The 26,099-nt window shown below is 61.6% G+C and carries 20 protein-coding genes; 9 read left to right on the forward strand and 11 right to left on the reverse strand.

What is annotated here, in order from left to right; genetic code table 11:
- Positions 1-13: 13 nt before the first annotated feature.
- The 4 genes from AC13F2_RS00825 to AC13F2_RS00840 form a co-directional block, all read right to left on the reverse strand.
- The gene (locus AC13F2_RS00825) at positions 14-2,203 is read right to left on the reverse strand and encodes a xanthine dehydrogenase family protein molybdopterin-binding subunit (protein WP_482964195.1); all 2,190 of its coding nucleotides are present in this window, start codon (positions 2,201-2,203) and stop codon (positions 14-16) included.
- Positions 2,200-3,186 carry an FAD binding domain-containing protein gene (locus AC13F2_RS00830; RefSeq protein WP_482964196.1) on the reverse strand — a complete coding sequence of 329 codons (987 nt, stop codon included), beginning with the start codon at positions 3,184-3,186 and terminating at the stop codon, positions 2,200-2,202. Before AC13F2_RS00830 ends, AC13F2_RS00825 begins: the two co-directional genes overlap by 4 nt.
- Positions 3,186-3,692 (reverse strand): 2Fe-2S iron-sulfur cluster-binding protein, encoded by a 507-nt coding sequence (locus AC13F2_RS00835; RefSeq protein WP_196847847.1) that lies wholly within the window; start codon positions 3,690-3,692, stop codon positions 3,186-3,188. The genes AC13F2_RS00830 and AC13F2_RS00835 overlap by 1 nt, the downstream gene beginning before the upstream one ends.
- Before the next feature lie 150 nt (positions 3,693-3,842).
- Entirely contained in the window at positions 3,843-5,369 is a 1,527-nt protein-coding gene (locus AC13F2_RS00840) for a carboxylesterase/lipase family protein (protein WP_482964197.1), read from the reverse strand.
- A 281-nt stretch (positions 5,370-5,650) separates the two neighbouring features.
- On the opposite strand from AC13F2_RS00840, the gene AC13F2_RS00845 reads away from it, so the two are divergent.
- A complete protein-coding gene (locus AC13F2_RS00845) occupies positions 5,651-6,796 on the forward strand; it encodes a dihydrodipicolinate synthase family protein (protein WP_482964198.1) in 1,146 nt (381 codons plus the stop codon).
- Positions 6,797-6,812: 16 nt separating this feature from the next.
- On the forward strand, positions 6,813-8,435 hold the full coding sequence (locus AC13F2_RS00850; RefSeq protein WP_482964199.1) for a carboxylesterase/lipase family protein: 1,623 nt from the start codon (positions 6,813-6,815) through the stop codon (positions 8,433-8,435).
- Positions 8,436-8,491: 56 nt separating this feature from the next.
- Here the strand turns inward: AC13F2_RS00850 and AC13F2_RS00855 are convergent, their stop codons facing one another.
- The 5 genes from AC13F2_RS00855 to AC13F2_RS00875 are packed head-to-tail and all read right to left on the reverse strand — an operon-like array spanning position 8,492 to position 12,466.
- Positions 8,492-8,890, reverse strand: a complete 399-nt coding sequence (locus tag AC13F2_RS00855) for a VOC family protein (RefSeq protein ID WP_482964200.1) — start codon at positions 8,888-8,890, stop codon at positions 8,492-8,494.
- An 11-nt stretch (positions 8,891-8,901) separates the two neighbouring features.
- A complete protein-coding gene (locus AC13F2_RS00860; RefSeq protein ID WP_196847851.1) occupies positions 8,902-9,714 on the reverse strand; it encodes an SDR family NAD(P)-dependent oxidoreductase in 813 nt (270 codons plus the stop codon).
- The gene (locus AC13F2_RS00865; RefSeq protein ID WP_221598751.1) at positions 9,711-10,475 is read right to left on the reverse strand and encodes an SDR family NAD(P)-dependent oxidoreductase; all 765 of its coding nucleotides are present in this window, start codon (positions 10,473-10,475) and stop codon (positions 9,711-9,713) included. The genes AC13F2_RS00860 and AC13F2_RS00865 overlap by 4 nt, the downstream gene beginning before the upstream one ends.
- 18 nt (positions 10,476-10,493) lie before the next feature.
- Positions 10,494-11,531 (reverse strand): phosphotransferase family protein, encoded by a 1,038-nt coding sequence (locus AC13F2_RS00870; protein WP_482964201.1) that lies wholly within the window; start codon positions 11,529-11,531, stop codon positions 10,494-10,496.
- A complete protein-coding gene (locus AC13F2_RS00875) occupies positions 11,528-12,466 on the reverse strand; it encodes an acyl-CoA thioesterase (protein ID WP_482964202.1) in 939 nt (312 codons plus the stop codon). Before AC13F2_RS00875 ends, AC13F2_RS00870 begins: the two co-directional genes overlap by 4 nt.
- A 113-nt stretch (positions 12,467-12,579) precedes the next feature.
- Between AC13F2_RS00875 and AC13F2_RS00880 the strand changes: the two genes are divergently transcribed.
- A complete protein-coding gene (locus AC13F2_RS00880; RefSeq protein ID WP_375246138.1) occupies positions 12,580-13,758 on the forward strand; it encodes an amidohydrolase family protein in 1,179 nt (392 codons plus the stop codon).
- A 63-nt stretch (positions 13,759-13,821) separates the two neighbouring features.
- Here AC13F2_RS00880 and AC13F2_RS00885 read toward each other — a convergent pair whose 3' ends face one another.
- A complete protein-coding gene (locus AC13F2_RS00885; protein ID WP_482964203.1) occupies positions 13,822-15,315 on the reverse strand; it encodes an MmgE/PrpD family protein in 1,494 nt (497 codons plus the stop codon).
- Between the two features lie 158 nt (positions 15,316-15,473).
- Between AC13F2_RS00885 and AC13F2_RS00890 the strand changes: the two genes are divergently transcribed.
- On the forward strand, positions 15,474-16,064 hold the full coding sequence (locus AC13F2_RS00890) for a TetR/AcrR family transcriptional regulator (RefSeq protein WP_196847856.1): 591 nt from the start codon (positions 15,474-15,476) through the stop codon (positions 16,062-16,064).
- Here AC13F2_RS00890 and AC13F2_RS00895 read toward each other — a convergent pair.
- Positions 16,061-16,912 carry a TetR/AcrR family transcriptional regulator gene (locus AC13F2_RS00895; protein WP_482964204.1) on the reverse strand — a complete coding sequence of 284 codons (852 nt, stop codon included), beginning with the start codon at positions 16,910-16,912 and terminating at the stop codon, positions 16,061-16,063. The two genes, AC13F2_RS00890 and AC13F2_RS00895, sit on opposite strands and share 4 nt — an antisense overlap.
- A 152-nt stretch (positions 16,913-17,064) precedes the next feature.
- Here AC13F2_RS00895 and AC13F2_RS00900 point away from each other — a divergent pair, with 152 nt between their 5' ends.
- The 5 genes from AC13F2_RS00900 to AC13F2_RS00920 all read left to right on the forward strand — a co-directional run bounded on the left by AC13F2_RS00900 (position 17,065) and on the right by AC13F2_RS00920 (position 26,028).
- Positions 17,065-18,474 carry a carboxylesterase/lipase family protein gene (locus AC13F2_RS00900; protein ID WP_482964205.1) on the forward strand — a complete coding sequence of 470 codons (1,410 nt, stop codon included), beginning with the start codon at positions 17,065-17,067 and terminating at the stop codon, positions 18,472-18,474.
- 30 nt (positions 18,475-18,504) lie between these two features.
- On the forward strand, positions 18,505-21,486 hold the full coding sequence (locus AC13F2_RS00905) for a TonB-dependent receptor domain-containing protein (RefSeq protein WP_482964206.1): 2,982 nt from the start codon (positions 18,505-18,507) through the stop codon (positions 21,484-21,486).
- A gap of 294 nt (positions 21,487-21,780) precedes the next feature.
- Entirely contained in the window at positions 21,781-22,959 is a 1,179-nt protein-coding gene (locus AC13F2_RS00910) for an acetyl-CoA C-acyltransferase (protein ID WP_482964207.1), read from the forward strand.
- Positions 22,959-24,713 carry a class I adenylate-forming enzyme family protein gene (locus AC13F2_RS00915; protein ID WP_482964208.1) on the forward strand — a complete coding sequence of 585 codons (1,755 nt, stop codon included), beginning with the start codon at positions 22,959-22,961 and terminating at the stop codon, positions 24,711-24,713. Before AC13F2_RS00910 ends, AC13F2_RS00915 begins: the two co-directional genes overlap by 1 nt.
- A gap of 82 nt (positions 24,714-24,795) precedes the next feature.
- Positions 24,796-26,028 carry a TetR/AcrR family transcriptional regulator gene (locus tag AC13F2_RS00920; RefSeq protein WP_482964209.1) on the forward strand — a complete coding sequence of 411 codons (1,233 nt, stop codon included), beginning with the start codon at positions 24,796-24,798 and terminating at the stop codon, positions 26,026-26,028.
- The last annotated feature ends 71 nt before the right edge of the window (positions 26,029-26,099 follow it).

Raw genomic sequence — 26,099 nt, forward strand, 5'->3', positions numbered from 1 at the left:
AATCGTCAGCAATTCAATCCGGCAAGGCAGCCAATACGCGATCCGGTGTCATGGGATATTGGAAGAGCCGCGCGCCACATGCATTATATATTGCATTGGCGATTGCCGCCGCGCCCCCGCACATTCCAAGTTCGCCGATGCCTTTGGCTTGAATGGGGCTGGCAACGGGATCGCGTTCTTCCAGCATCAGGACATCTACATCCGGTACATCTCGATTTACGGGTACGTGGTATTCGGCCAGATCGCAGTTGACGAGATGTCCGTCGACAGGATCGAACAGCAGGGCTTCCGTCAATGCGACTCCGATGCTCCAGGTGATGCCGCCCAGGCACTGGGACCTCGCCGTTTTTTCGTTGAGTACGCGGCCGAAACCAAAGGCGCCCAGCATATGATCGATGCGTGTTTCTCCCGTAAAGCGGTTCACTCGAACCTTGGCGAAAAATGCGCCGAAGCCGGATGCGGTGTGGCTGTCCGCGATGTCGCCGGGTTCGTAATGACCGATTTCGCAGATGTCTTCGCCGTCCAGCAGTTCGACAAGCGATTTGCCTCCGACGACAGAGCCGTCACGCAGGTCCAGTTCGGTTTCGCTTGTTCCCGCTCGATGGGCGAGCTTTTCGCGCAGCGCTTCGCAGGCGACGTACACGGCCGATCCGATCGACGCCGCGCCCCAGCTACCGCCGGAACCCGGGCCTCGGGGATGATTTGTATCGCCGAGTTCTACCAACACTTTTTCGATTGGGATGCCGAGCATCTCGCCAGCAATCTGCGCCACGATCGTATAGGTACCCGTACCGATATCGGTCATATCGCTCTGGACCACGGCCGTCCCATCGCTCTTGAGGGTCACACGTGCCTTTGCTTCGCCGACATTATGGACGCGCGCCGCACTCGCCATGCCGGTGCCGATCCACCATTCGCCCTCGCGCTGCTGACGCGGTTTTCTGGGACCGCTGTCCCAGCCGAATTTTTCTGCTCCCTGCCGCAAACAATCGGCCAGCTTATGCGATGAAAAGGGCAGATCTTCTTCCGGGTTGCGATCCGGAATATTGCGCAGCCGCAGTTCGACAGGGTCCACACCCGACTTTTCGGCGAGCATGTCCATCGCCACTTCGAGAGCGGGCATGCCAACGGCTTCGCCCGGTGCACGGACCGAGCCAGCAGTCATTCGATGAATGCGGGCAACTTCGAGCTTCAGTTGCCGGTTCTCGCCGCCGTACAGAAAGTGCGATGACTGCAGCACAGGCTCGGCAAATTCCTCGCCCGGGAGATTGGACACCAGCGCATGATGCGCAAAGCCGTCGAGTTTCCCTTCCTCGTCACTTGCCAATCGTAGCTGCTGCGTCGTTTCGGAGCGGCGCATGATGCATTGAAATACCTGCTGGCGGCTCATTACCACGCGGACCGGGCGGCCGAGTTCGCGTGCAGCGATCGCTGCGGCAACGGTCTCTTCGCTGATGCCGAGTTTCGATCCGAAGCCACCACCGACATACCGGGATACGAGGCGGATATCGTTTTCTTCCATCCCCAGACTGTCGGCCAGTTCGGCGATATTGTAATTTGGCATTTGGAGAGATGCATGGACAGTGAGCTTATCGTTTCTCCATTCGGCGATGGCTGCATGTGGTTCCATGGCTGCGGACGCATGCCCCTCGGTCGCAATTTCCACATCGACCGTATGCGCGGCCTGAGCCATGGCGGCATCGAGATCGCCCTGATTGACGGTCTCGTCATCCTGCTCTTCTGGCGTAACCTGATGGGGATCGAGCGGCGCTCCTTCGTGGACGCGGTATTCCACCTTGAGATGCTTCGCCGCATCGCGCGCCTGTTCGAACGTTTCTGCAACCACTACCGCGATCGGCTGACCCCAATAGCAAACCGTTGCCGGGTCTTGTTTCGGCGCCTCGTTAGCCGTGCCTTGCGCTGCGCGAGTTGTAAGGCGCTCATCGTCTAGGACCGCCAGGACGCCGGGCATCGAAAGGACGCTGTCCTTGTCGATGGATGTGACTTCACCGCGGGTTATCGGCGCAGTGACCAGAACACCTTCGGCCACATTATCGATCTTGTATTCTGCCGCATACGGGGCGGTGCCGGTAACCTTGGCCAGACCCTCGACACGGGAAAGGGGTTGGCCGACGATACCCTGCTTCATCCCATCCAGCCGGTTCGACGTGACAGGTTCATCCTGCTTCAGATGCGCGCTCATATCTCGGTCTCCGTCGCTTCTGCCATCACCGCGGCAAGGGTGCGGCGGGCAAGCGGTATCTTGAAGTCATTCTCGCCGTATCCGCGCGCGCCTTCGAGCAGCAGGTCGCCCGCTTTGTCGAACAGCGCAGCAGATGGCGCCTCGCCGACCAGAAGTTCGGACAGACGAGCGTCGTGCCAAGGCTTGTGCGCCAGCCCGCCAAAGGCAAGATCGGCTCGGGCGATGACGCCGTCCTCGACAGCCACGATGGCGGCGACCGACACCAAGGCGAAGGCGTAGGACGATCTCTCACGTACCTTGCGGTAGAGGTGTTTGGCCTTGACTGGACGAGGAAGGGTAACCGCCGTGATGATCTCGCCGCGTTCGAGTACGTTTTCCCGCCATGGGGTGTCGCCAGGCAGCAGGTGAAAGTCGCGGACGGGAACGGCGCGCTCATCGTTTTCTGGGCTTGCGATCTCCACTGTCGCATCGAGCGCGCTCAGGGCCACGGCCATGTCGCCCGGATAGGTCGCGATGCAGCTTGGACTCGTGCCCAGAACGGCATGCAGATGGGCGATACCGTCGATGGCGCCGCAGCCCGATCCCGGCTCGCGCTTGTTGCAGGGCTGATCGATATTGGTGAAATAATAACAGCGCGTGCGCTGACACAAATTACCGCCGGTCGTGGCGCGGTTGCGCAACTGCTGGGTTGCACCAGCCAGAATAGCGCGGGCAAGGACCGGATAATCCGCCCGGACCCGCTCGTCATTGGCGGTCGCGGTATTGGTCGCCAGCGCACCGATGCGCAGGCCGCCGTTGGCGGTTTCCTGTATCTCGGTCATGCCGAGGCGATTGATGTCGACCAGTCTTTCGGGCGTTTCGACCTGGAGCTTCATCAGGTCGAGAAGGTTCGTCCCTCCGGCTACGGCGGTGGCTTCTTCGGGCGCGGTGAGTTCATGCGCGTGGGCAAGACTATCGGGACGCTGGAAGTCGAATGGTTTCATCAGGCGTCTCCCTGCGCGACTTCGCGGATGGCGGTGACGATATTGGCGTAGGCGCCGCAGCGGCAGAGGTTGCCGCTCATGCGTTCGCGGATCTCTTCGGGGCTCGCCTGCATTTCGCCGAGCAGGTCCTCGCTCGCATCGCTGGCGAAGCCGGCGGCGATTTCATCGAGCATCGCGGTGGCGGAACAGATCTGGCCCGGTGTGCAATAGCCGCATTGAAATCCATCATGTTCGACGAATGCGACCTGTAGGGGGGAGGGGGAGGTGGGGGTGCCGAGGCCTTCGATGGTGGTGACGCTGTCGCCATCGTGCATGGCGGCGAGGGTCAGGCAGCTGTTGATCCGCATGCCGTTGACGATGACGGTGCAGGCCCCGCACTGGCCATGGTCGCAGCCTTTCTTGGTTCCGGTAAGCCCTTCATTTTCGCGGAGAAAATCGAGAAGGGACACGCGAGGGTCGCTGGGGATCGGACGCTCGGTTCCGTTGACGGTGATGGTTTTGCTCACAAGGGGCCTCCTTGCTGACCTAACTGCGGTCGCGCGCGAAGGGTCCGGGAGCGAGCAAAAAACACCCCGAAAGCATGTCAATCATACGTATGATCAGGCTGCCGAACACCGCTGAAACGGCAGTGTCCGGCAGATTTCGGGATCGTGCGTTCAGCGCCAGTATTTACGGAATTCGGCGCGCGGATCATCTTCGACCCGCAGGTCCTGATCGAAGATCATGGTCGTGCGCTGGGGCGCGGAATAGGGTTTCCATTCCGGCACGCGGTCGTTGTTGGGATCGCCATTGGCGGCAAAGGCGGCCCAGCTTCCGGCGATGGCGGCGGCCAGTTCGTTGGCGGACGGGCTGGACCCGTTGAGAGCGCCGCGCGTGTTGTAGAGGCTGGGCGCGACATCGATGCCGTGCACCGCGCCGAACCGGCCATCGACCGCGGGGCTGGGTTCGGTCCACAGATAGGTCCAGACCGGGGCACCGCCCTGCCGGGCCTTGAGTTCAGCCTGCGCGAAAGCGCCCTTGCGGAAGGTGAGATCGGAATCCATGCGCGCGGCAAGGAGGAAGGGCTTGGCATCGGGATCTTCCGCCCGGTAGGCGGCGACCGCATCTGCCGCCCGTTCGCCAAGGCGTTCCTTCGCGAAAGCGAGGAGGCCCGCTTCGTCCATCGCGAAATCCCCCATCCGATAGGAGCGTTCGTCCAGCACGGAGGAGACGATCATCGGCACGTCGGCCGAAATGGAGGGCGCGTCCGGGTCCCACGGGTGGCGCGGCAGGGTAATGCCGTCCACGACGGGGGCGAAGCTGCGAGGCGCTTCCCCGCGCGCACGGTCGGCCGCTTCGAGCCCGGCCTGCGTTTCGAGCAGGGTGGTCCAAGGCACCTGTTGCAGCTTGCGCACATCGCCGGGCGCGATTTCCAGCGCGTCGAGCAGCCGCTTTGCCGTGGCAGATGCCATTTCGGGAGGCATCATCCTGAGCGCAGACCCGCTCATGACGCCGGCGCGCTGGAACAGCCCCTTGCCGCCCGGCATCGCCATCAGCACGCTGGTCTTGGCGCCGCCGCCCGACTGGCCGTAGACGAGGACGCGATCCGGATCGCCGCCAAAGGCCGCGACATTTTCCCGCACCCAGCCGAGCGCGGCGACGATATCCTGCATGCCCACCGTGCCCGAGGTGGCAAAGTCATCCCCGCCGAATTCGGCCAGATGGAGGAAGCCGAACGCGCCGAGGCGATGGTTGATGGCGATGACCACGCTGTCGGAAAAACGCGCCATCTGTTCGCCGTCCATGCCGACCGAATTGCCCGACCCCGAATAGAAGCCGCCGCCGTGCAGGACCACGATGACCGGCTTTTTCGCATTAGGATCGATCTTTGGTGTCCACAGATTGAGCGAGAGATTGTCTTCCCCCATTCCCGAAGGATTGCGATCGACCATGATGAGATCGGCATAGACATGGCGCCGGTCGCCCGGGATCTGCGGGGCGACATCGGTCCAGTGGAGCGCATCGCGAACACCCGACCACGGTTCGACCGGTTGCGGCGGCATGAAGCGGTTCTCGCCCGATGTATCGGCCGCATAGCTGACCCCGCGGAAGATCGAGATGCCACCCGATTCCAGACCGCGAAGCTTGCCGCGGGCCGTTTCGACCACCGGGAACATCGTGGCCCCCAGGGCGGGTTTGGCCATTACCGCTGCGCCAAGAGCCAAAGCCGATCCCAAAGTCTGCCGCCGAGTCATCATGTCAAATTCTCCCTTGTCCTGCCGATTGACACTAGAACCAATTGTGGGTGCGTGTTAAGCCTTTTTCGTATTTCGAGTATGGGTGAAATATCCAAAGCCAAGGATATGAAGCTATATCTCTGAAAGGCAGGTTCGGTGGTCGAGTGTGCCGGACAACGCGGGAGAGCGGAAATTTGCAGGGTTTGGGCTTTTCGCGCCGAGCGGCGCTTTGCGGGGGTGCCGCGCTGATGGCGGCGCCTGGACTTGCGGCCCGTATCCCGGTTGCCGACCGCATCGCGCCCGCTGCCAATTCCAGCCAGCGGGTCTGGGGGCAAAGCCATCTTCGTGGACTGATGAACCTGTTCCTGCCGACATTTCGCGAAGACGGGCGGACGCTGGACGAAGAAGCGATCCGTCACGATGTCCGCCATGCGATCGCGCAGGGGTTTTCCGGCACCATGCCGATGATCAACTGGACGCTTCCCGGCGATCCGAACTGGCGCGAATTCTATCGCATCGTCATCGACGAGGCGGGCACCGATCTTCCTGTCCATGGCATTATCGCCAGCCGGGAGGTAGAAAACGACAAGGCGCTGCTGGAGAAGCTGGAAGAGATCGGAACCAGCCTTGTGCTACTGGCATCGACCTATCCAGCGGATAGCAGCGCGGATCAGTTATACGATCTGATGGCGCAGCGCATTTCGGCGACCGGGCTGCCCGTCATGCTGTATGCGGCAACGGGCAGGCGTGCGTTTCCCCATCTTGGCCCCGCTGGCCAGCCGCTGGACGTTTACGACCGCATTGCCGATCTCGAGAATGTCGTGGCGGTGAAAATTTCGCAGCCCGTATCGCTGACATCGACCATGCAGCTGTGCGAGCGATTGGGCGATCGGCTGTCGATGGGGCCGGTCAATCTCGATTTCCTGCCGCTGCTGGCGCGCCATTTCCGGATCGGCTGGAGCGGTCAGTGGAACGCGGAGGCGGTGCAGACCCCGCAGCAACAGCTCGGCAATCGGCTGCTGGACGCCTGTGCTGCAGGCGAGGCGGCGCAGATCGATGCGCTGGCACAGCAGATAGAGCCCGCGTTGTCGCATTTCTTCGCCGTGCAAGCCCCGGTGATAAGGAAGGGCGCACATCCCTGGCAGCACAATCGCTATTATCAATGGCTGGCAGGCGGAAACGGCGGCCTGCTGCCGCGGGACAGTCACGCACCCGAAGGTGCGATCCCGGTGCTGGACGCCAGGGCACGTGAAGGCATGCGCGCGGCCTTCATCGCATCCGGACTGGAGCCCACCGAGGCGCCGGAAGAACAATTCGTGGTCGGCAGGGCCGCCTGGGCACGCGGTGTGCGGGCCAGCGATCTGAGCGATCTGCCATATTATTCCGAACAATGAATCGAAGGGGAGAAACATGAGATTACGTGCTGCAATGATCGGAGTGGCTGCTGCTGCACTGAGCCTTTCCGCCTGCACCACCATGGACGGGGCAGGGGCAACGGCATCGGCCGGCAATGTGCCGCAACTGCAAACCGCATACGGGGCGGTGACGGGATCGCGCGAAGGCGCATCGAACGATGTGAACGTATTTCGCGGTATCCGTTATGCCGCCACGACCGAAGGGCGGCGCTTCCAGCTGGCCGCCGATCCGGAACCGTGGACGACTGCGCGCCCCGCGACGGAGTTCGGCAGCGAATGCCCGCAGCGTCCATCGGGCGATGTGCCGGTGTTCAAATCATGGGAAAATTCGGTTGGGACGAGCGAAGACTGCCTGTTCCTGAACGTGTGGACGCGCGGCCTGAGCGACGGGAAGAAACGCCCGATCATGGTCTGGCTGCACGGCGGCGGTTACGTCACCGGATCGGGATCCAGCAATGGTTATGACGGATCGCGCCTTGCCGAGCGCGGAGATGTAGTGGTCGTCACGCTGAACCACCGCCTGAACGGGCTGGGATACAGCTATTTGGCCGGCCTGTCGGACGATCCGAAATATGCCGATAGCGGCAACCTTGGCAGCCTGGACATCGTGAAGGCGCTGGAATGGGTGCGCGATCATGCGGACGAGATCGGCGGCGATGCCGGGAACGTGACCATTTTCGGCGAGAGCGGCGGGGCAGCCAAGGTATCGACCCTGATGGGTATGGAGCAGGCCAGGGGGCTGTTCCAGCGCGCCATCGCCCAATCGGGTTCGATGTCGCTGGCCGGTTTCACGCCGCGTCTGGCCACGCCGCTGGCAAAGGATCTGATGGCCACGGCCGGCGTGTCGAGCGTGGAAGAACTGGCGGCCATGCCGATCGATGATTTCGTGGAAGCGATGATGAAATCGCGCAGCAAGGCGGCCTTCTATCGCCCGGTGGTCGATGGACGGTCGTTGACCCGGCAGCCCTATGCGCCCGACGCCAACCCGGTTTCGGCGGACATCCCGCTGCTGGTGGGGACGAACAATAACGAGATGCGGTTGCAGGGCGGGCTGGGCAGTCCGGAAAACTTCGCCCTGACATGGGAGCAGTTGCCCGCGAAACTGACCCCATTCGTGGACGATGCCGATGTCGGCGAAATCATCGCCGGGATGCGCAAGGCCCACCCCGATTACGATGCGAGCGACGTGTTCTTCCAGGTGGCCACGTTCCGCAATTACCGGAACACGGCGCTGCGCCAGGCGGAGCGCAAGAGCGCGCAGGCGGCGCCGGTCTACATGTACCGGCTGGACTGGAAGACACCGGTGGAAGGCGGCCGGCTGGAAACGCCCCACGCACTGGATATCGCGTTCGTGTTCGACAATGTGGCGCGTTCGCTGAGCTATACCGGACCGGAAACCGCGCAAACGAAGCGCATGGCGGATCTGATGGCGGATGCCTGGATCGCCTTTGCGCGTACGGGCAATCCGAACACGGCCGCATTGCCGCAATGGCCGGCCTACAATGTCCAGCAACGCGCGACGATGATCTTCGATGTCGACCCCGAAGTGGTGAACGACCCGGACAGCGCAGAGCGCGAATTGCTTCAGCGCCTGCTGCCTGAAGGACGTTCGCTTTAGGTCCCCTGGATCGACGCCGTCCCGGCAATAGTCCGGGACGGCGATTTACCGAGCGATCAGGCGGCGGCTTTTGCCGCCATCTGCATCATTTCGATTTCATGCCCGTCGGGCGTAAGGACGAAAGCGATGCGGGCGGGGCCGAAGCTGACGGTTTCGCCCTTTTGTTTTGCCCCAGCCTTCACCGCGCGTGCCAGATCGGCATCGAGGTCGCGGGTCAGCATGCCGACCGGGCCATAGCCATTGCCGGTTTCGATGGCGCGCCCATCCTTCCAGTGGAACAGCACGATGGTTGCCGAACCTTTCCGGCCCGTCATCATGTGTTCGCGGAACGCTGGGGTATCGACCGTATCGGCATGGGTCATGCCGAATGCATCGACGAAGAAGCGGGTCGCCGCATCGATATCGGATACGGTCAGCTTGACGAAAGAGAAGAGGGCGGGATCGGTGTCGTCCAAGGATTTGTCCTTCACGAAGTGGGGCGGGCGGGATCGCCCGGCGGGCGCGAGGTCGGGTGCGAGCTGGACAGGCCGCCATCCACGGCCAGCGCCTGACCGTTGACATAGCTTGCCTCGTCGCTGGCGAGGAACAGCGCGGCATGCGCGATCTCTTCCGGGCGACCGCCGCGCAGCAGCGGGTTGAGCTGGCCGATCTTGTGTTCCTTGCCCGCAGCGCGCGCGCCGTCGAACATCGGCTGGGTCATGCCGGTTTCGGTAAGGCCGGGCAGCACCGCGTTGACGCGGACATTGGTGCCCGCAAGCTGTTGCGCCGCGGTCTGGACCATGTTCACGACGCCTGCCTTGCTGGCGGAATACTGCGCCGGGCCTGCACCGCTGCGCAGGCCGGCGACCGAAGCGGTGCACACGATCGATCCGCCGCCGCAATCGCGAATGACGGGCGCGGCGTGTTTCACCGCGAGGAAGGGGCCGATGAGATTGACGCGGAGCACTTCCGCCCAGACTTCCGGCGTGGCATCGAAAAAGCCGCCGCGCACGCCGCCGGTGATACCGGCATTGGCGAACATGACGTGCAGGGCGCCGAAGCTGTCGGTGGCCCTGGCGACGAGCGCTGCGACATCGCGTTCCTCGCCGGCATCGCCGACCATCGCCAGCGCATGTCCGCCCGCGGATTCGACCATGGCTGCGGTTTCTTCCACCGCGTCGGTCTTGTCGAACAGCACGAGGCGGGCGCCTTCGGCAGCGAAGAGCCGTGCGCTGGCCCGGCCGATACCCGAACCCGCGCCGGTGATGGCGGCGACCCTGCCTTCGAGCCGGCCGCTCATATCGTGGCGCCGCCGTCGATCACGACCATCTGGCCGGTGGTCCATCTGGCGGCAGGCGAGGCGAGATAGACCGCGCCCCCGGCGATATCTTCCGGTTCGCCGATACGGCGCATGGGAAGCTGGCCTTCCACCCGTTCGCGCGCCTTGGGATTTTCCCATAGCGCCTTGGCGAAATCGGTCTTCACCAGCCCCGGCGCGATCGCATTGATGCGTACGCCGTGCTGGCCGTTTTCGACGGCGTAATTGCGAACGAGCTGGAAATCCGCCGCCTTGGACACATTGTAGGCGCCGATGGTGGTCGATCCGCGCAGGCCGCCGATCGAACTGATCACGATGATCGCCCCATCCTGCTTTTCGCGCATATCGGGCAGGGCCAGCTGGATGAGCCAGTGGTTGGAGAGGATGTTGTTATCGAGAACCTTGCGGAACTGTTCGTCCTCGATGCCGTCCATCGACCCGTAATAGGGGTTGGACGCGGCGTTGCAGACGAGGATGTCGACGGCGCCGAGCTGTTCTTTCGTGCGCGCGAAAAGGTCCTGCAGCTGTGCCTTTTCCGAAATGCTCGCCGCGATGGCGATGGCGCTTCCTTCGCCGTGTTCGGCATTGATGGCGGCGGCCACGTCGTCGCAGGCTTCCTGCTTGCGGCTGGAAATGACGACCTTTGCGCCGTGCGCAGCAAGCTGCTGGGCGATAGCCTTGCCGATGCCGCGGCTGGAGCCGGTGATGATGGCGACCTTACCGGTCAGATCGAATAGCGACATGGTGCTCTCCCTTGCATGTCAGTGTTGTGCCTGCTGTGCGAACGCCCAAGCCTGCTGCGCCAGCGGAACGATGCGGGCGGTTGCCGCCTCGGCATTGGCGCTGGACGCATTGCCGTCGAGCGTGCGTTTCTTGATGCCTTGGATGATGCCGACGAGGCGAAACAGATTGTAGGCGAAGAACCAGTTGAGATCGGGAACGCTGTCGCGCCCGGTGGCGGCGCAATAGCGCTGGGTCATCTCCTCCAGCGTGGGGATGCCGAGCGCGGGCAGGTCGAGCCCGCCGAGCTGCGCGCCGCGCCCGCCATGCGGCATCGCCCAGTTCATCGCCAGATAGGCGAAATCGGCCAGGGGGTCGCCGAGGGTGGACAGTTCCCAGTCGATGATCGCCAGGATGGCGGGCCGGTCGGGCGCGTAGATCATGTTGTCGATGCGGTAATCGCCATGGATGATCGAGGTGCGATCCTGCTGCGGCAGGGTGCGGGGCAGCCATTCGATCAGCCGTTCGACCTCGGGGATGTCGTCGGTCTGTGCGGCGCGGTACTGTTTCGTCCAGCGGCCGACCTGGCGGGCGAAGTAATTGCCCGGCGCGCCGTAATCCCCGAGGCCCACGGCCTCGTGGTCGACCGCGTGCAGCGCGGCGAGGGCATCGATCATGGCATTGTAGATGGCGCGCCGTTCCTGCGGATCGCAGTCCGGTAGCTCGCCCTTCCAGAAGGTGCGGCCCTCGACCATTTCCATCAGGTAGAAGGGGGCGCCGATGACGGCGGGATCCTCGCACAGCGCGATCGGGCGCGCGACGGGCACCGGGGTCGGGTGCAGGGCATCGATGAGGCGATATTCCCGGTCCACCGCATGGGCGGAAGGAAGCAGTTTGCCGAAGGGCTTGCGGCGCAGGACCATCTGGCCTTCGCGCGTCAGCACGCGATAGGTGGGATTCGATTGCCCGCCGGGAAATTTCTCGATCCGCTCGACCGGGGATGGAGCGGGGAGGTTCTGCGCCATCCATCGCTCCAGCGCGGCGATGTCGAAATCGGGGGCGGTGTCGTCATTGCTCATGGAGTTTCGCCTTCCCGAAGTCTGTCGAGCACATCCCCCTTGGGGCGCATCAGGCTTTCCTGGCTGACCGTTGCCACCATGCGCCCGGTTTCATCGAAGAAATGACCGTGGTTCAAGCCGCGTGCGTGGCCCGCCCAGGGGCTGTCGGTCGCGAAGAGATGCCACTGGTTGAAGTCGGGCGTTTCGTGGAACCAGATCGCGTGGTCGAGAGAGGCCGCCTGAACCGAGGGGCTTCCCGGACGCACGGCATGGGGCAGCATGGCGTTGCGCAGGAACATCATGTCGGAGGCGTAGGCGAGCAGAGCGCGTTGCAGCAGCGGATCGGTGTCCGCCGTATCACGCAGGCGCATCCACACGCCCGTTTTCGGTTCTCGCGAACGCGAACCGAAGAGCGAGCCCGGATCGAGCGGGACGATTTCGATCGGTCGGTTCTGCAAACGGTCGATGATCGGCGAACTGCTGGCTTCGCTATTATGTCGGCGCCAGCTTTCCAGCGCGTCGAGCGCTGCGGATACATCCATGTCGGCGGGGGCAGAGGCGGAATGGGTGAACCCCTGCTCGGTCACATGGAAGGACGCGATCATCGAGAAAATCAGCGAGTCCTCCTGCGATCCTTCCACGCGGCGCGTTGCGAAGCTGCGGCCTTCCGAAAGCGTGGTGACACGATAATAAACGGGATGCGCGCTGGACCCGGCTTTCAGAAAATAGGCGTGGAGCGAGTGGGGAAGACGCCCTTCGCTTTCCGCTTCGCACGCCGCCAGCAGTCCCTGGGCGATAGCCTGTCCGCCGAAAAGGCGCGGCCCGATGGCAGGCCCGATCCCGCCTTCATAGGTGTCGGCAGCGATCTGCTCGACGCCGAGTATCGTCGGTAGGTGAATAATTAGACCTCTCCCGTCCTCTGCATACCCGATATTCGAACAATGTCCGACCTTCAAGCTCGGAATTCGCCGGGCATCTTCGGACTCCTCCGTGACATCAATTTCCACAATGCGTTTGACGAACTAACAAATAGTGTGAGATAAGCGTGCCAGATGTTCAGGAGACAAGCATGACGTACACCGCCGGACGAATCGTCAACGACGCCGATGCCCACACCATGGAAACCCAGGACTGGCTGGCCCCCTATCTGGAAGGCGAGTACAAGGAGATGTATTCGCAGGTATATTCCAAGCGGGAAGGCGGCGACCGCATCGTCAAGATGATCGACGCGGCCAAGGCCCGTAAGAACGATCCCGAAGCGCGGGCGAAGGCGCTGGAAAATCCCATCGAAGGAGCCAAGGGCTGGCTGGGCTACGGCGGTTTCGACAAGGATGAGCGTGTCGAGGCACTCGACTGGCTCGGGTTCAACAGCCAGCTCGTATTTCCGACATTCGGCCTGGGAGCTATCACCAAGGCCACGGATGACGATCAGCGATATGCCGCGGCAACCGCCCTCAACAAGGCGCAGCAGGATTTCTGCGATGCCGATGCCAGGATGGACTGTGTCGCCTTCGCGCCGCTTGACGATCCCGATCGGGCCCTGGCGGAAGCAAAGCGGGCGGTCGGCGCTGGCGCTAAGGCCGTAATGTTCAGTGCGGGTCCGGCGGGCGACAAAAGCCCTGGCCATCCAGATCTGGACCCGTTCTGGCAGTTCCTGCAGGATAGCCGTATCCCGTTCATGCTGCATATCGGGCCCGGCACGAAAACCCAGCCGCCCAAGTTCAAGAACAATGGACGTGACCGGGCGGCAGATCTCCACGGCGGCGGCGAGAACCTCCGCTTCCCGGATTTCCTGTGCCTGTGGTTCGCACCGCAGGAATTCCTTACGGCCATGGTCTATGACGGCGTATTCATGCGCTTCCCGGAACTGCGCGGCGGCGTTATCGAAAGCGGGGCCGGCTGGGTTCCGGAGTTTCTCCGCATGCTCGACCACGGATGGCATTCCTTCAGCAAGACTGATCAGTACCTGAAGGATATGGATCTGATGCCGTCGGAATATCTCAAGCGCGCCGTCCGGTTCACGCCGTTCCCGAACGAAGATGTCGGCCGGATGATACGCGACAGTTCGCCGGAGCTTTACATGTTCTCCAGCGACTATCCGCACCCCGAAGGAACGCGCGATCCCTACGGGAAGTTCGAGACGTCGCTCGAAGGGTTCGACGAGGACGTGAAAGACATGTTCTACCGGACGAATTACGATCACATGATGTTTCGTGAGAGCCAGCCGCTCGCCGAAGCAGCCGAGTAACCACGAACAGAGTGGAATGTGAATTCAGGGGGCATCGGAAGGTGCCCCCTTTTTTAATCCGCCTCAACTGCGGGCGGCACCTCCGTCGAAGCGCATGAGATCGATGATCGGTTCGATGCTCGGCGCATCGTCGAGACCGTCGCACAGAGCGACCAGTCGATCTGCTTTCGACCGGCCCAGCACCGGCTCGATCAGTTCGATGGCCTTTTCCTCTACCTCTGCCTTGCCGAGCGGATGCGTGGGGAAGCCGGGGACATAAGCCACATAACGTTCTTCCGTTCTGCCATCCTTGAGGGCGACGGTTACGCGCGCGCTTTCCGTCCGGTCCTCGCCTTCGCCCATTTCCTGCGCTTCATCGCGGACCACGGTAACCTTGCGGGCAAAAGCTCTCGCCTGCTCGTCCGTTTCCTGCCTGCTCAGGGACTGCGCGTCCACGAAATCGAGCCGGCCATCGAGCATGATGATCGCAGCGAGATAGGGGATATTGAGCGCGGGCATGTTCGCGCGTTCGAAAGTGGCCGCTTCACCCGGCATGGCGACCACGATCTTTTCCACCTGATCGGGAGCGATGGTTTCGCGTAAATCAAGCAGCGCGCGCACGGCGGGCTGCGTGGGGCCGCCCACCGGATAGCGTTTCATCGCTGCGAGCGAGAGTTCGTACCGTTCATGCAAACCATCGACGAGCGATGCATGGTCCTTGCCTTCGCCCTGAAATGCGCGCCAGCGGAACCATGCGTTTTCATTGTCGAAGCTTTCGGGCACGCCGGTAAAGCCTAGCTGCGCCATATAAGCGGCCTGCAATCCGTTGCGCGCTCCCATGCCGCCGAAAACGAAGGCTTTTTCGATGTGACGCACATCGAGCAGCCATTGCCAAGAGCCCGACGCCTGCTGCGAGCAGTAGGCGAGCATGTGATCGACCTGTTCCGGTGACAGGCCTATCAGGCTTGCCGCGGCAGATGCGGCGCCAAAGGTTGGTGCGATGCCATGATTGGCGAGCCCGGCAAGGTAGAGATTGCGGGTCCCGATAGCCTTGGGCAGGCGACCGGCGATCTCGTATCCGGCAATCACCGCGCCGACCAGATCCGAACCGGTTCGACCGTTTGCGCGTGCTGCTTCGATCGAAACAGGTACGATCGCCGGGCCCGGCTGCACATAGGCGGAAGGAATGAAGTCGTTTATTTCTGCTGCGTGCGCAGTCATGGCGGACGCAAAGACTGCATCGACGGGCGAAGCCGCCTGACGCGAGCCGAGGATGGGGCTTTGTCCATCGGGAGACATTGCAGCGGCATAAGCGCGGCCCAGCGTTGCCGCTTCCAGAGAATTGCAGGCAATGATCGAGGCCAGCGTATCGAGAATGTGCAGTCTTGCGCGCTCCCGAATGGCCGCAGGAACGGTGTGTGTCGCCGCGCCTGAAATGTAGTTCGTCAGGTCCGGCGTGATGTCCAGCCAGCCACTATCACCGGGAGATTCCATCGTTTTCTGGCCCGCGTCGGACTGTGCGCTGACAATCGATGCCTTGGTCGCCAATACCGTGGCTGCAACATACCCGGTCTTCATCAAACCTCTTCTCGTGAAATCTAGCGCCACGGTTTTCTCCCATCTTGTTCAGCAACGAGGGTGCCCCAGGGTCGCCTGACAGTCAAACCAATAAGGATTTCCGGCACGATTGGAGAAAGGTCCTTGCCTTCGATGGCCGCTGGTTTCACACCCTCCGCATGACGGAATTCGAGGATGGGGGCGATCGGGCCGGTCAGGTACTGGAGGTGGCCGAGGCGATCATGCTCGAAACGCGATCGGTCAGCCTGACACTAAATGATATTGCCGACCGTATCGGAGTGAGCCGCAGCCTTCTGTACGTCTATTACGACGGGGTTCCCGCCATACTCGATGCGATCTTCCAGATTCATCTTGGCCGGCTGGAAGAGCACCTGCCCCTGCAAGGTGATGATGGCGAGGCCTTCGAGCGCAGGGCGATCGGCGCCAATCTGGCATATTTTCACTATCTGGTGGAAGCAGGGCCGGTGCTCCAGCTGATCCTGAGGGAACGCAATCAGGATAGCCCGCTGGGACAGGAAAGCCGCAAACGGTTCATGCGCCTGGCGCGTTCATTGGCCACTCAAACCTGCCATGCGCTCGCACTGGAGCCGCGCGAAGCATTCGTCCTCATAGAGCTGAATGGGGCCATCCCGGAAGCGCTGGCCCGTCTCGTGCGCAGTGGAGAGATCGATCAAGAAACTGCCGCACAGACCTGCGAGCGGCTGATAGCGGCATCGCTGCAATCTTTCGCCCTGAGGCCGACGCACTAACCGGCTTTGCCGGACGCTATCCTTTCGTCGCTCTCGGTACCCGCCATAACGATGTGAAGGCAAATCGCTTCCACCGTCGCAAAGGGCGCCCGGCGACTGGCAACGATACCACCGGCCTTCAACGAGACCGCGGTCAGGGCGGCCGTTGACGCCTTCGCGCTGGCAAGATCCATGCCGCCACTCGCGACGAGTTGCTTCAGGATGGGCTCACGTGCCGCTTCGCCCTTGGAGGCGCGTTCGTGCTTCAATGCTTCGCGCACCTCCGGCAGGTGCAGAAGCATCTGCATCAGCGGCCCGCGGCGATGGGCTTCGTGGAGATAGCCGATCGTCGACAGCATCACCCGGGTGTGATGCGACGATCCGCGCGAGATATTCCTTCGTCGATGGCTTTCCTGCGCATCGATTTCCCGGCGCGCGAGGGCTGCCAGTAGATCCGTCCGTCCGCCAAAGCAGTTGTGAACCTGGGTTTCGCTGATCCCGACACTGCTGGCGACCGAGCGCATGGTGACCGCCGATATTCCGTTGCGAACGGCGATCTTCCCGGCGGCATCGAGCAATTGCTGCCGCCGGGCTTCCGCAGACATTCGCGTGCGGGTGCCGGGCGACTGGCGAGGCTGGCGGCTCCCCAAAGCGAATGTCTCGCTCAGGCCAAGCGGTGCCGGGGGCAAAGGGGGCTGGGCGTCGCGTGCTTCGACGCTTCTGGTCCAGTGTGATCTGGGCGGACGCGGAATGGCCAGCCGATCGCAAATCTTCGCAAGCCCATTCCCGGTCAGGCCGTAACGCGATGCCACATTCCCCAACGGTTCCGACCAGACCGAGTTGAACAGCTCTGCGCGAGTGACTTCCATGAGGGAAAGATACGCCCGATCCGGTCGGTCTGTCTACCGCCGGGACCGTGGTTTCAGCAGCCAGTTTTCATTTCGTACCCGATCTTCTAAAATCTTTGTTGTTAGATCGTAAATATCGCGCTAAGCAGATGGTGAGGAAATGGGAGAGAGACATGCGGGGGACTCCGGCTGCGCTCGTGGGTGTAATGCTGATAACGGCATTCCAGGCACCTGCAATTCACGCGCAAATGCCCGAACCGATCGATGCGGTTACTGTCGATGTGACCGCCGGAGCCCTTCAAGGGTCACGCGAAAATGGCGTACTGGTTTTTCGAGGCGTGCCTTATGCCAGCCCGCCAACCGGGGAATATCGCTGGCGTCCGCCGCAGCCGGTCAAGCCATGGTCGGGCGTACGTTCGGCCACTGCGCACGAACCGGCCTGCACGCAGCCTGTCGATCTCGACACGACCGTCGCCAATTTCGGCGGGGTCAATGGCGCGCAGGCGGAGGACTGCCTGTATCTGACGATCACTGCGCCGGAGAATGCCAGCGGAGCGCCGGTGCTGGTCTGGTTTCACGGCGGGGCCTTCTTTCTGGGTGCGGGCAGCCTTGGATCGTATGACGGGACAGCGAATGCGCGGCAGGGCGTGATCACCGTGAGCGTAAATTACCGGTTGGGCGCGCTGGCGAATTTCGTTCACCCAGCGCTTGCGGCCCAGCATCCGGATGAGCCTCAGGGTAATTATGCCCTTCAGGACAGCGTCGCGGCGCTCGAATGGGTGAAGAACAACATCTCTGCGTTCGGCGGCGATGCTTCCCGTGTGACGATTGCCGGGCAGTCGGCAGGTGGCGGCATCGTCACCAATCTGCTCGCACTGCCATCCGCCAAGGGTCTGTTCGACAAGGCCATCGTGGAATCGGGCAGCCTGCTGCTTCCTGACCGTCCGCGCGAAAAGGCGGAGGAAATGGCCGTGGATGCCCTGGCTGGCATCGGCATCGGTGCGGACGCTACCGCTGAGGACCTGCGCAGTGCCTCTGCTCAGACCTTTGCCGCGTCCAACGATCTGCGGGCCGGCTTCTTCTTCACGCCCGACGCGAAATTCAAGCCGAAAGCGGCGATCGATGCTTTGCGGGCGGGAGAAGAAACCGATGTGCCGCTGCTGGTGGGGACGAACAGGGGTGAGGGCGGCTTTGGCGCAGCGCGCAGCTTTGCGACACTGGCAGGCGATGAGGGCGCGCCGGCCTTCTTGTACCGCTTCGACCATACGCCCGCCTTCCGCGCACAGGAATGGACCAACGGCCCGGTGCATTCGGCGGAACTCATGTTCGCATTCGATTCCATCGATCAGTCGAGCTGGGGCGGGGAGCGGGCCGACGCCGCCGACCGCGAGCTGGCGAAGAAGGTCAACGGCTGCTGGGTGGCCTTCATCAAGATGCCCGCCGGCGCGCAAAGCTTCGAATGTGCCGACGGTTTCGTCTGGGAGCCATACGAGAAGGGTGGCCAGGCAGCCCTCATCGAAACGGACGGGCTCCGCATGGCTCCGGCAGACGCATTGCCGGATGGACCGGGAAAAACAGAATAAGATCAAACAAAAAGCGATTGGGAGAGAACGATGAATCGGAAGACACGATACCTCTTGGGAACGACGCTGGCTGTCCCGGCCTTGCTTGCAGCAAACGTGGTCAGCGCGCAGGATGCCGCGGTGCCGGCTGAGGCGGATCAGCCCGCCGCGACGCAGGACGCCAGCACGATTGTGGTGACCGGGTCCTTCATCCGCGGTACGTCTGAAGAAGGTGTTCTCCCGGTCGACGTCTTCGGCGTCGATGAACTCAGCCAGCGGGGCATCGACAGTCCGCTCGAATTCATCAAGACCCTGCCTTCGGTCGGCCCGGTGCTCGGAGATTCGAACCAGTATGCCGCCGGCGGCAGCCAGGGCGTCGGCTCGATCAACCTGCGCAGCCTCGGCCGTGAACGCACACTCGTGCTGATGAATGGGCAGCGTTTCTTCCCCGAACCAGGCGACGGTGCTGCGGATACCAATCTCATCCCGATGTTCGCCCTCCAGCGCGTGGAAGTACTGAAGGATGGCGCCGCATCCACCTATGGTTCGGATGCCATTGCGGGCGTGGCCAACTTCATCACCCGCACCAATTTCGAAGGGGTCGAAGTTGCCGGAAACTGGCAGTTCGTCGACGGGTCGGACGATAATTACCAGGCCAGCATTCTGGTCGGAAAGAATTTCGGATCGGCCAACATCATGGTCGGTGCCGGATATCAGCACCGATCCGAACTTCCAGCAACCGAACGCGATTTCACGCAGCGTCCCTATGAGGTGAACCCCTCGGGCTGGTCACCGCTGAACAATCCAGGCGTGTATCTGCCGCAGACGGCAACGGGGATATCGTTGGCACAGCCGGGGATCGACGGCAATTTGCTGGATGCCTGCAACAGTCTTGGCGGGATCGAAGTGCCGATTTCGTCCTTCCAGACCTGCCGGTATTCCTACATCCCATTCGTGAACCTGATCGAGAAGGAAGACCGGTATCAGGTCTTCGGACAGCTTACTGTCGATCTTTCGGACACGCTGAGCTTCCGCGCAGACGCTCTGTATTCGCATACCGAATTACCTGAACTCGGTTATTCGCCAAGCTATCCGGTAACGCAGAGTCCACGTGGGCCAGGCACGAGTTCACGTTTCATCGTACCGCGCAGCAATCCGAATTATCAGAATTTCATCGATACGACATTTGGCCCCGGTTCGCTGCCGGATCTCGCATCTGCTTATTCGGTAATCGTGCTGTGGCGGCCGTTCGGATCGGGTGGCAACCCGCTGGATCCACGCGGTGCCGGAGAAGGCGGCGCATTCAACGATGCTTGGCGCATTTCGGGCGGCTTCGAAAAGGAACTATCCGATAATATGCGGGTCAACCTCAACGGGTTGTTCCTGCGTAGCAACCGAACCGCCTATTCCATGGATTTTGTCAGCGACCGTCTGCAGCGTGCCCTCAACGGTCTCGGCGGGCCCAACTGCAACACCCTCACACCGGGTACGAACGGATGCCAATATTGGAACCCTTTTATCAGCCAGTCGCCAGGCAATGCTGCGCTTGGCTTAAATAACCCAGCCTATGTTCCCGGATCGGAAAACAGCGAAGAACTGATCAACTGGGTGCGTCAGAGAAATGGAACCAACGGGTTCGAGGAACTCTGGACCGCTGACCTCGTCGTAAGCGGTGAGACCCAGATTGGCGGTATGGATGTCGGTTACGCATTCGGCGGCCAGCACAGGCAGAGTACCTTCGTTTCGCAGCCGATCAATCGCTTCAGCGATCCGGATGCCTATCCCTGCGCTGTCGACGGGGATCGCAGCTGCCTCGATGATCCGACGGACAATCTGGTGCCCGTTGGTGCATTCTCGTTCCTGGGCAATTATCCGTCCGCCAATCTGACGCAATCGATCAACGCGCTATTTGCGGAAGTGAAGGTCAACCCCACGCCCGACATCGAACTTGTCGGTGCGGTGCGGTTTGAAGATTACGGCAATCCGGTTGGATCGACCATCAATCCAAAATTCTCCGCAAGGGTGCAGGCAACCGATTTTCTCGCATTCCGCGGTTCTATCGGAACGACCTTCCGTGGGCCGTTGCCTGGAGATCTGAGCCCATCCGGAGCGAGCTTTGTCACCGGTATCAACGCGATCAATAACGAATATCGCGCAACCGATTCCGGCGGCAATCCGGACCTCGACCCGGAAACAGCGCTCACATATAACATCGGAGCCGTGTTGTCGGCTGGAGACCTGACTTTCAGCGTCGACTTCTGGACTTACGAGTTCGAAGGCCAGTTCGCCGATCTGCCGTTCCAGCAGATTGCCAATGCGGTCGCGCCCGGTACGTCGGGCACTCAGCTGGTCGATTGCTCAAGCCCGTTCACTCAATATATCACGTTCCAGGGCGGTCAGTGCACCCAAGGCGTGACCATTGCTCGGGATATCGCCCGAATTCGCACGCAAACGGTCAATGGGCCCGATGTGACGACCCGCGGTCTGGATTTCACGCTGAACTATCAGCGGTATTTCGGTGACGTTGTATTCAATTTCGGCGCGAATGCGACTTATGTGCTCGAATACAAGTTCGACGCATTCGAGTTCAACGGATTGCAGTTCGATAACGGTTACGAGGCATCCGGCTGGGCCAATTACGGCCGCGACCCCGGGACGGTCTCGAAATGGCGCGGCAACGCTTTTGCCTCGCTCGGTTTCGAACCGGTCACCCTGACATACAATGTGAATTATATCAGCGGTGTCGACGACAACCGCTGCTATAACCGGGATACGGGTGCGCTGATCGATCCCTGTGCTGTCACAGAGTTCGGGGGCACCAACTTCGGCCGTCGCATCGGCAGCTTCATGCAGCACGATCTGCTCGCATCGGTTGAACTCGACCTGGGTGGCCTCGACGTCACGCTCAACGGGGGCATCGAGAACCTCTTCGATCGCGACCCCGCAGGCGCGCGTCTGGAATACGGATACGATCCATTCATCGGATCTGCGATCGGACGCACATTCAGGCTTGGTACAAAAGTTCGCTTCTGATCCTTCTCTCCCAGAAGCGAAAATTCGGAAAGGGGTGGGGGGCTTTGAGGCTGTCCGCCCCTTTTTATTTGGTGGAGCCGGAAGGCAGGCTGTTGGCCATCGTGCCTAAGCAAATGCTCAAACTTCAATGCGTACCACATATTCTACCGTTAAGATCGCGCCTCAGGCACTTGGTTCAAAAGAGCCCATACCAATATTTTAGACATTGGCGGTGTGCGCTTGCGTCCGGCGGGTAAATGCGGCTATCCCGTTTGAAAATTGCCTCATGGCTATAACGGGAAAGGAATCTGAAAAATGCGCGATGCTGTCATTGTGTCTACCGCACGTACTCCTCTTGCAAAATCCATCCGCGGTGCCTTCAACGCAACCCATCCGGTCCAGCTCGGTGCCTGGAGCGTGGAGGCCGCGGTCGCGCGCGCGGGGATCAATGGCGACGAGATCGAAGACGTAGTCATGGGAGCGGCCAGCCAGGGTGGGGCGCAGGGGTTCAATATCGGACGCCAGATTGCCCTTCGCGCGGGCCTTCCGGTCGATGTCGCGGGTATGACGATCGATCGCCAATGCTCCAGCGGCTTGATGGCAATTGCTACTGCAGCAAAGCAGATCATCGTGGACCGGATGGATGTCTGCGTTGCCGGCGGCATTGAATCGATCACCGCCATACGGAACAACACCGCCAAGCCAGCGCGTGATGAAGAGCTACTGCGCATGCATCCGGATATTTTCATGCCGATGATCGGCACTGCCGAAGTGGTCGCCAAAAGGTATGGCATCTCGCGCGAGGATCAGGATGCCTATTCTCTGCAATCCCAACAGCGTACGGCGGCGGCGCAGACTTCGGGCAAGTTCAGCGACGAGATCATCGAAGTGTCGACTACGATGGACGTGAAGGACCGAGAAACGGGTGAGGTGTCGCAGCAGGACGTCACCATTGCGATGGACGATTGCAACCGCCCCAACACCACCATCGAAGGGTTGGCAAGGCTCGACCCCGTCATGGGCGAGGGCTATTCGATCACGGCTGGCAATGCGAGCCAGCTTGCCGACGGTTCCGCTGCGAGTGTGCTGATGGAAGCGGAAGTCGCCAAGGGGAGGGGGCTCGCACCTCTCGGCCGGTATGTCGGTATGGCGGTGGCGGGTACGAAGCCCGATGAGATGGGCATCGGGCCGGTATTCGCGATCCCCAAGCTGCTGAAACGTTTCGATCTGTCGATCGAGGATATCGGCCTGTGGGAGCTTAACGAGGCCTTCGCGGTGCAGGTGCTCTACTGCCGCGACAAGCTCGGCATTCCGGACGATCGGCTCAATGTGAATGGCGGGTCGATCTCGATCGGCCATCCGTTCGGCATGACCGGCGCACGCTGTGTCGGCCATGCGCTGATCGAAGGCAAACGGCGGGGCGTCAAATATGTCGTCGTGACGATGTGCGTCGGCGGCGGCATGGGCGCAGCCGGCCTGTTCGAGGTGCTGTGATGGCGACGGAAGCAAAACAGGACCTCGCGTCGGCGATCGGCTGGGTTCCACCGGCGAACTGGCCAGCGCGCAGCAGGGCTGAATGCAAGGCGATCCTTACCGCACCGGGCATGCGCTTCGAGATGGAAGAGGTCGACATCCGCGGCGTACGGCTTCGCACATGGAAGAACGCGCCGCCCAATCTGCGCGCGATCGCTCTGCTTGGACAGTCGCATGGTGCGCGCGAATTCGTCATCTATGAAGACGAGCGCATGACATACGATGCCTGGTTTCGTGCTGTCGCAAGATTGGCGCACGAATTCCAGGCGCGGGGCGTGAAGAAGGGCGATCGGGTTGCGCTGGCGATGCGCAACCTGCCCGAATGGCCGGTGGTTTTCTTCGCCGCCATAACGATCGGCGCGATCTGCGTGCCACTGAATGCCTGGTGGACCGGTGATGAACTGGCTTTCGGCCTTTCCAACTCCGGTACCAAGCTGCTTATATGCGATGAAGAGCGCTGGGACCGCCTGAAGGACCGGCGGAACGACTTTTCCTGTGTCAATCATACGTTTGTTACGCGTGCCGAACACCCACTGAACGGGGCCGACACGCTGGAATCGGTGATCGGGACACCCAAGCAATACGCTTCCCTGCCTCAGGCGACCCTCCCCGACGTCGAAATCCTGCCCGAAGACGATGCGACCATCTTTTACACCAGCGGCACGACGGGGCGGCCCAAGGGAGCACTGGGCACGCATCGCAACCTTTGCACCAATATCCTGTCGAGCGGTTACAATGCCGGTTGCGCGGTTCTGAGGCGCGGCGAGCCATTGCCCGAACCGCAGCCAAAGACCGGTCTGACCGTCATCCCGCTGTTCCACGTCACCGCGTGTTCTGCCGGGCTGATGGGCAATATCGCTGCAGGCAATACGATGGTCTACATGTACAAGTGGGATCCGGTCGAAGCGTTCAAGATAATCGAACGCGAGAAGGTCAGTTCGACTGGCGGTGTGCCGACAATCGCATGGCAATTGCTGGAACATCCCGAACGCAAGAATTACGACCTCTCCAGTATCGAGGCGATCGCCTATGGCGGGGCGCCCGCTGCGCCTGAACTGGTTCGCAAGATCCGGGAAGTATTCGGAGCCTTGCCCGGCAATGGCTGGGGCATGACCGAGACGATGGCCACGGTGACCGGCCATTCGTCGGAAGACTATCTCAACCGCCCAGACAGCTGCGGCCCGCCGGTAGCAGTGGCCGATCTGAAGATCATGAGCGAAGACGGATCCCGCGAACTAGCGACAGGCGAAATCGGCGAATTGTGGGCCCGGGGTCCGATGGTAGTCAAAGGCTATTGGAACAATCCCGAAGCCACTGCCGAAACCTTCGTCGACGGTTGGGTGAAGACCGGCGACCTTGCCCGCCTCGACGAAGAAGGCTGGTGCTATATCGCAGACCGCGCGAAGGATATGATCATCCGCGGAGGCGAGAACATCTACTCATCCGAAGTGGAGAATGTGCTCTACGACCACCCGGCCGTGACCGACGCGGCCCTGATCGGCTTGCCGCATCAGCAACTCGGCGAAGAGCCGGCGGCCGTCGTCCACCTAGCGCCGGGAATGCAGGCGAGCGAGGCCGAATTGCAGGAGTGGGTGGCAGAACGCCTCGCCAAGTTCAAAGTCCCGGTCAGGATCGCGTTCACGCCTGACACGCTGCCTCGCAACGCGAACGGAAAGATACTCAAAAAGGAACTCTCAAGCTTCTTCGAGACATAGGTAACATTCGCTGAGGATTGCCGCGCCTGCCCCATTGGACGGGCAGCGGTACCTGCTGTAAGCGGTTGAGGTGGGGAATTGGATGGCAAAGAAGCCCGATGTGACGAAGAAGTTTGGCGAAAAACGCAGCGCGATCGTTCACGCGGCATCTGTGCTCATCAACGAAACCGGCGTCCAGGCGACCACCCTGACCAAGGTTGCGCGCGCAATCGGGCTCAACGCGACCAGCGTTACCTATTATTTTCCGCGCAAGGACCAGCTGATCATTGCGGTTTATGCCGAAACCATCGCCTTGATGAAGGCGACGGCAGAAGAGGCACTGGCGGAGGCGACGCCGCGCGAGCGGATCGCCAAGTTCGTGAAGCTTCATGTGCAGTTGCGGGACCGCATCCGCCGCGGGGAACACGGTCTCATCGCGGCCTTGTCGGAAATCCGCTCGCTCGATCAGGAACAGCAGGACGAACTGCTCCAGAAATATCGCGATGTCGTGCAGGATGTCAGGATGTTCTTTGGTGACCCGGCTACGGAAGCCGAACGGGCACTCTATTCCGCGCGTTCGCACATCCTGATCGAGGCGATGCTGTGGTGGCCCGTCTGGTCGCGGCGATATTCCGTGCTCGACTTCCCGCGCGTCGAACAGAAGATTGTCGAAATCCTCTGCAACGGCATTCCGGCTAGCAAGGGCGAATGGGCGCCGTCCCCACTGCCCGATGGCGGCTGGCGCAGCGATGGAGATGCCGCGCCATCGCAAAACGATGAATTTCTCCGCGTTGCAACGCTGATGATCAACGAGCGCGGGTATCGCGGGGCATCGGTCAACAGGATTGCCGAAGCGCTGAACGTGACAAAGGGCAGTTTCTACCATCATCACGATGCGAAGGACGATCTGGTGATGGATTGCTTCCAGCGCAGCTATGACCGCCTGTCGAAGGTTCAGATGGCCGGTCACGACGTGCCTGGTTCATATTGGACGAAGCTGTGCAGTGTCCTCAACGAATTGATGGACCTTCAGTTCTTCGATCCCATGCCGCTGCTGCGAACGACCGCTCTTCAGGCGCTGGATAGCGATCACAAGACGGACGTGGTGATGCGCTCGAACCGTCTGGCCCGGCGCTTCGCGGGCTTTCTGATCGATGGCTTCGAAGACGGCTCCGTCAGAGCGATCGATCCGCTGGTGGCCAGCCAGATCATCATGTCGACACTCAACGGTGCCTATGAAGCGCGCCGCTGGGCATCGCGTTTCGAGGATCGCGCGGAGGCGATAAGGACCTACCTGTCCGTGCTCAGCGAAGGCATGCTGGCGGGAAGTTCTTAATCGGTCAGTAGAGCGCGAAGATCAGCCTTTCCTGCTCACGCCTATCTTGCCGGTCTTTACACAAGCCGGAC

The organism is Qipengyuania sp. L-5Y, assembly GCF_056859455.1.

Coding starts and splice junctions, on each gene's coding strand:
- AC13F2_RS00825 (WP_482964195.1), bottom strand. CDS start 2,203: ATGAGCGCGCATCTGAAGCAGGATGAACCTGTCACGTCGAACCGGCTG.
- AC13F2_RS00830 (WP_482964196.1), bottom strand. CDS start 3,186: ATGAAACCATTCGACTTCCAGCGTCCCGATAGTCTTGCCCACGCGCAT.
- AC13F2_RS00840 (WP_482964197.1), bottom strand. CDS start 5,369: ATGGCCAAACCCGCCCTGGGGGCCACGATGTTCCCGGTGGTCGAAACG.
- AC13F2_RS00845 (WP_482964198.1), top strand. CDS start 5,651: ATGGCGGCGCCTGGACTTGCGGCCCGTATCCCGGTTGCCGACCGCATC.
- AC13F2_RS00850 (WP_482964199.1), top strand. CDS start 6,813: ATGAGATTACGTGCTGCAATGATCGGAGTGGCTGCTGCTGCACTGAGC.
- AC13F2_RS00860 (WP_196847851.1), bottom strand. CDS start 9,714: ATGAGCGGCCGGCTCGAAGGCAGGGTCGCCGCCATCACCGGCGCGGGT.
- AC13F2_RS00865 (WP_221598751.1), bottom strand. CDS start 10,475: ATGTCGCTATTCGATCTGACCGGTAAGGTCGCCATCATCACCGGCTCC.
- AC13F2_RS00870 (WP_482964201.1), bottom strand. CDS start 11,531: ATGAGCAATGACGACACCGCCCCCGATTTCGACATCGCCGCGCTGGAG.
- AC13F2_RS00880 (WP_375246138.1), top strand. CDS start 12,580: ATGACGTACACCGCCGGACGAATCGTCAACGACGCCGATGCCCACACC.
- AC13F2_RS00885 (WP_482964203.1), bottom strand. CDS start 15,315: ATGAAGACCGGGTATGTTGCAGCCACGGTATTGGCGACCAAGGCATCG.
- AC13F2_RS00890 (WP_196847856.1), top strand. CDS start 15,474: ATGACGGAATTCGAGGATGGGGGCGATCGGGCCGGTCAGGTACTGGAG.
- AC13F2_RS00895 (WP_482964204.1), bottom strand. CDS start 16,912: ATGGAAGTCACTCGCGCAGAGCTGTTCAACTCGGTCTGGTCGGAACCG.
- AC13F2_RS00900 (WP_482964205.1), top strand. CDS start 17,065: ATGCGGGGGACTCCGGCTGCGCTCGTGGGTGTAATGCTGATAACGGCA.
- AC13F2_RS00905 (WP_482964206.1), top strand. CDS start 18,505: ATGAATCGGAAGACACGATACCTCTTGGGAACGACGCTGGCTGTCCCG.
- AC13F2_RS00910 (WP_482964207.1), top strand. CDS start 21,781: ATGCGCGATGCTGTCATTGTGTCTACCGCACGTACTCCTCTTGCAAAA.
- AC13F2_RS00915 (WP_482964208.1), top strand. CDS start 22,959: ATGGCGACGGAAGCAAAACAGGACCTCGCGTCGGCGATCGGCTGGGTT.
- AC13F2_RS00920 (WP_482964209.1), top strand. CDS start 24,796: ATGGCAAAGAAGCCCGATGTGACGAAGAAGTTTGGCGAAAAACGCAGC.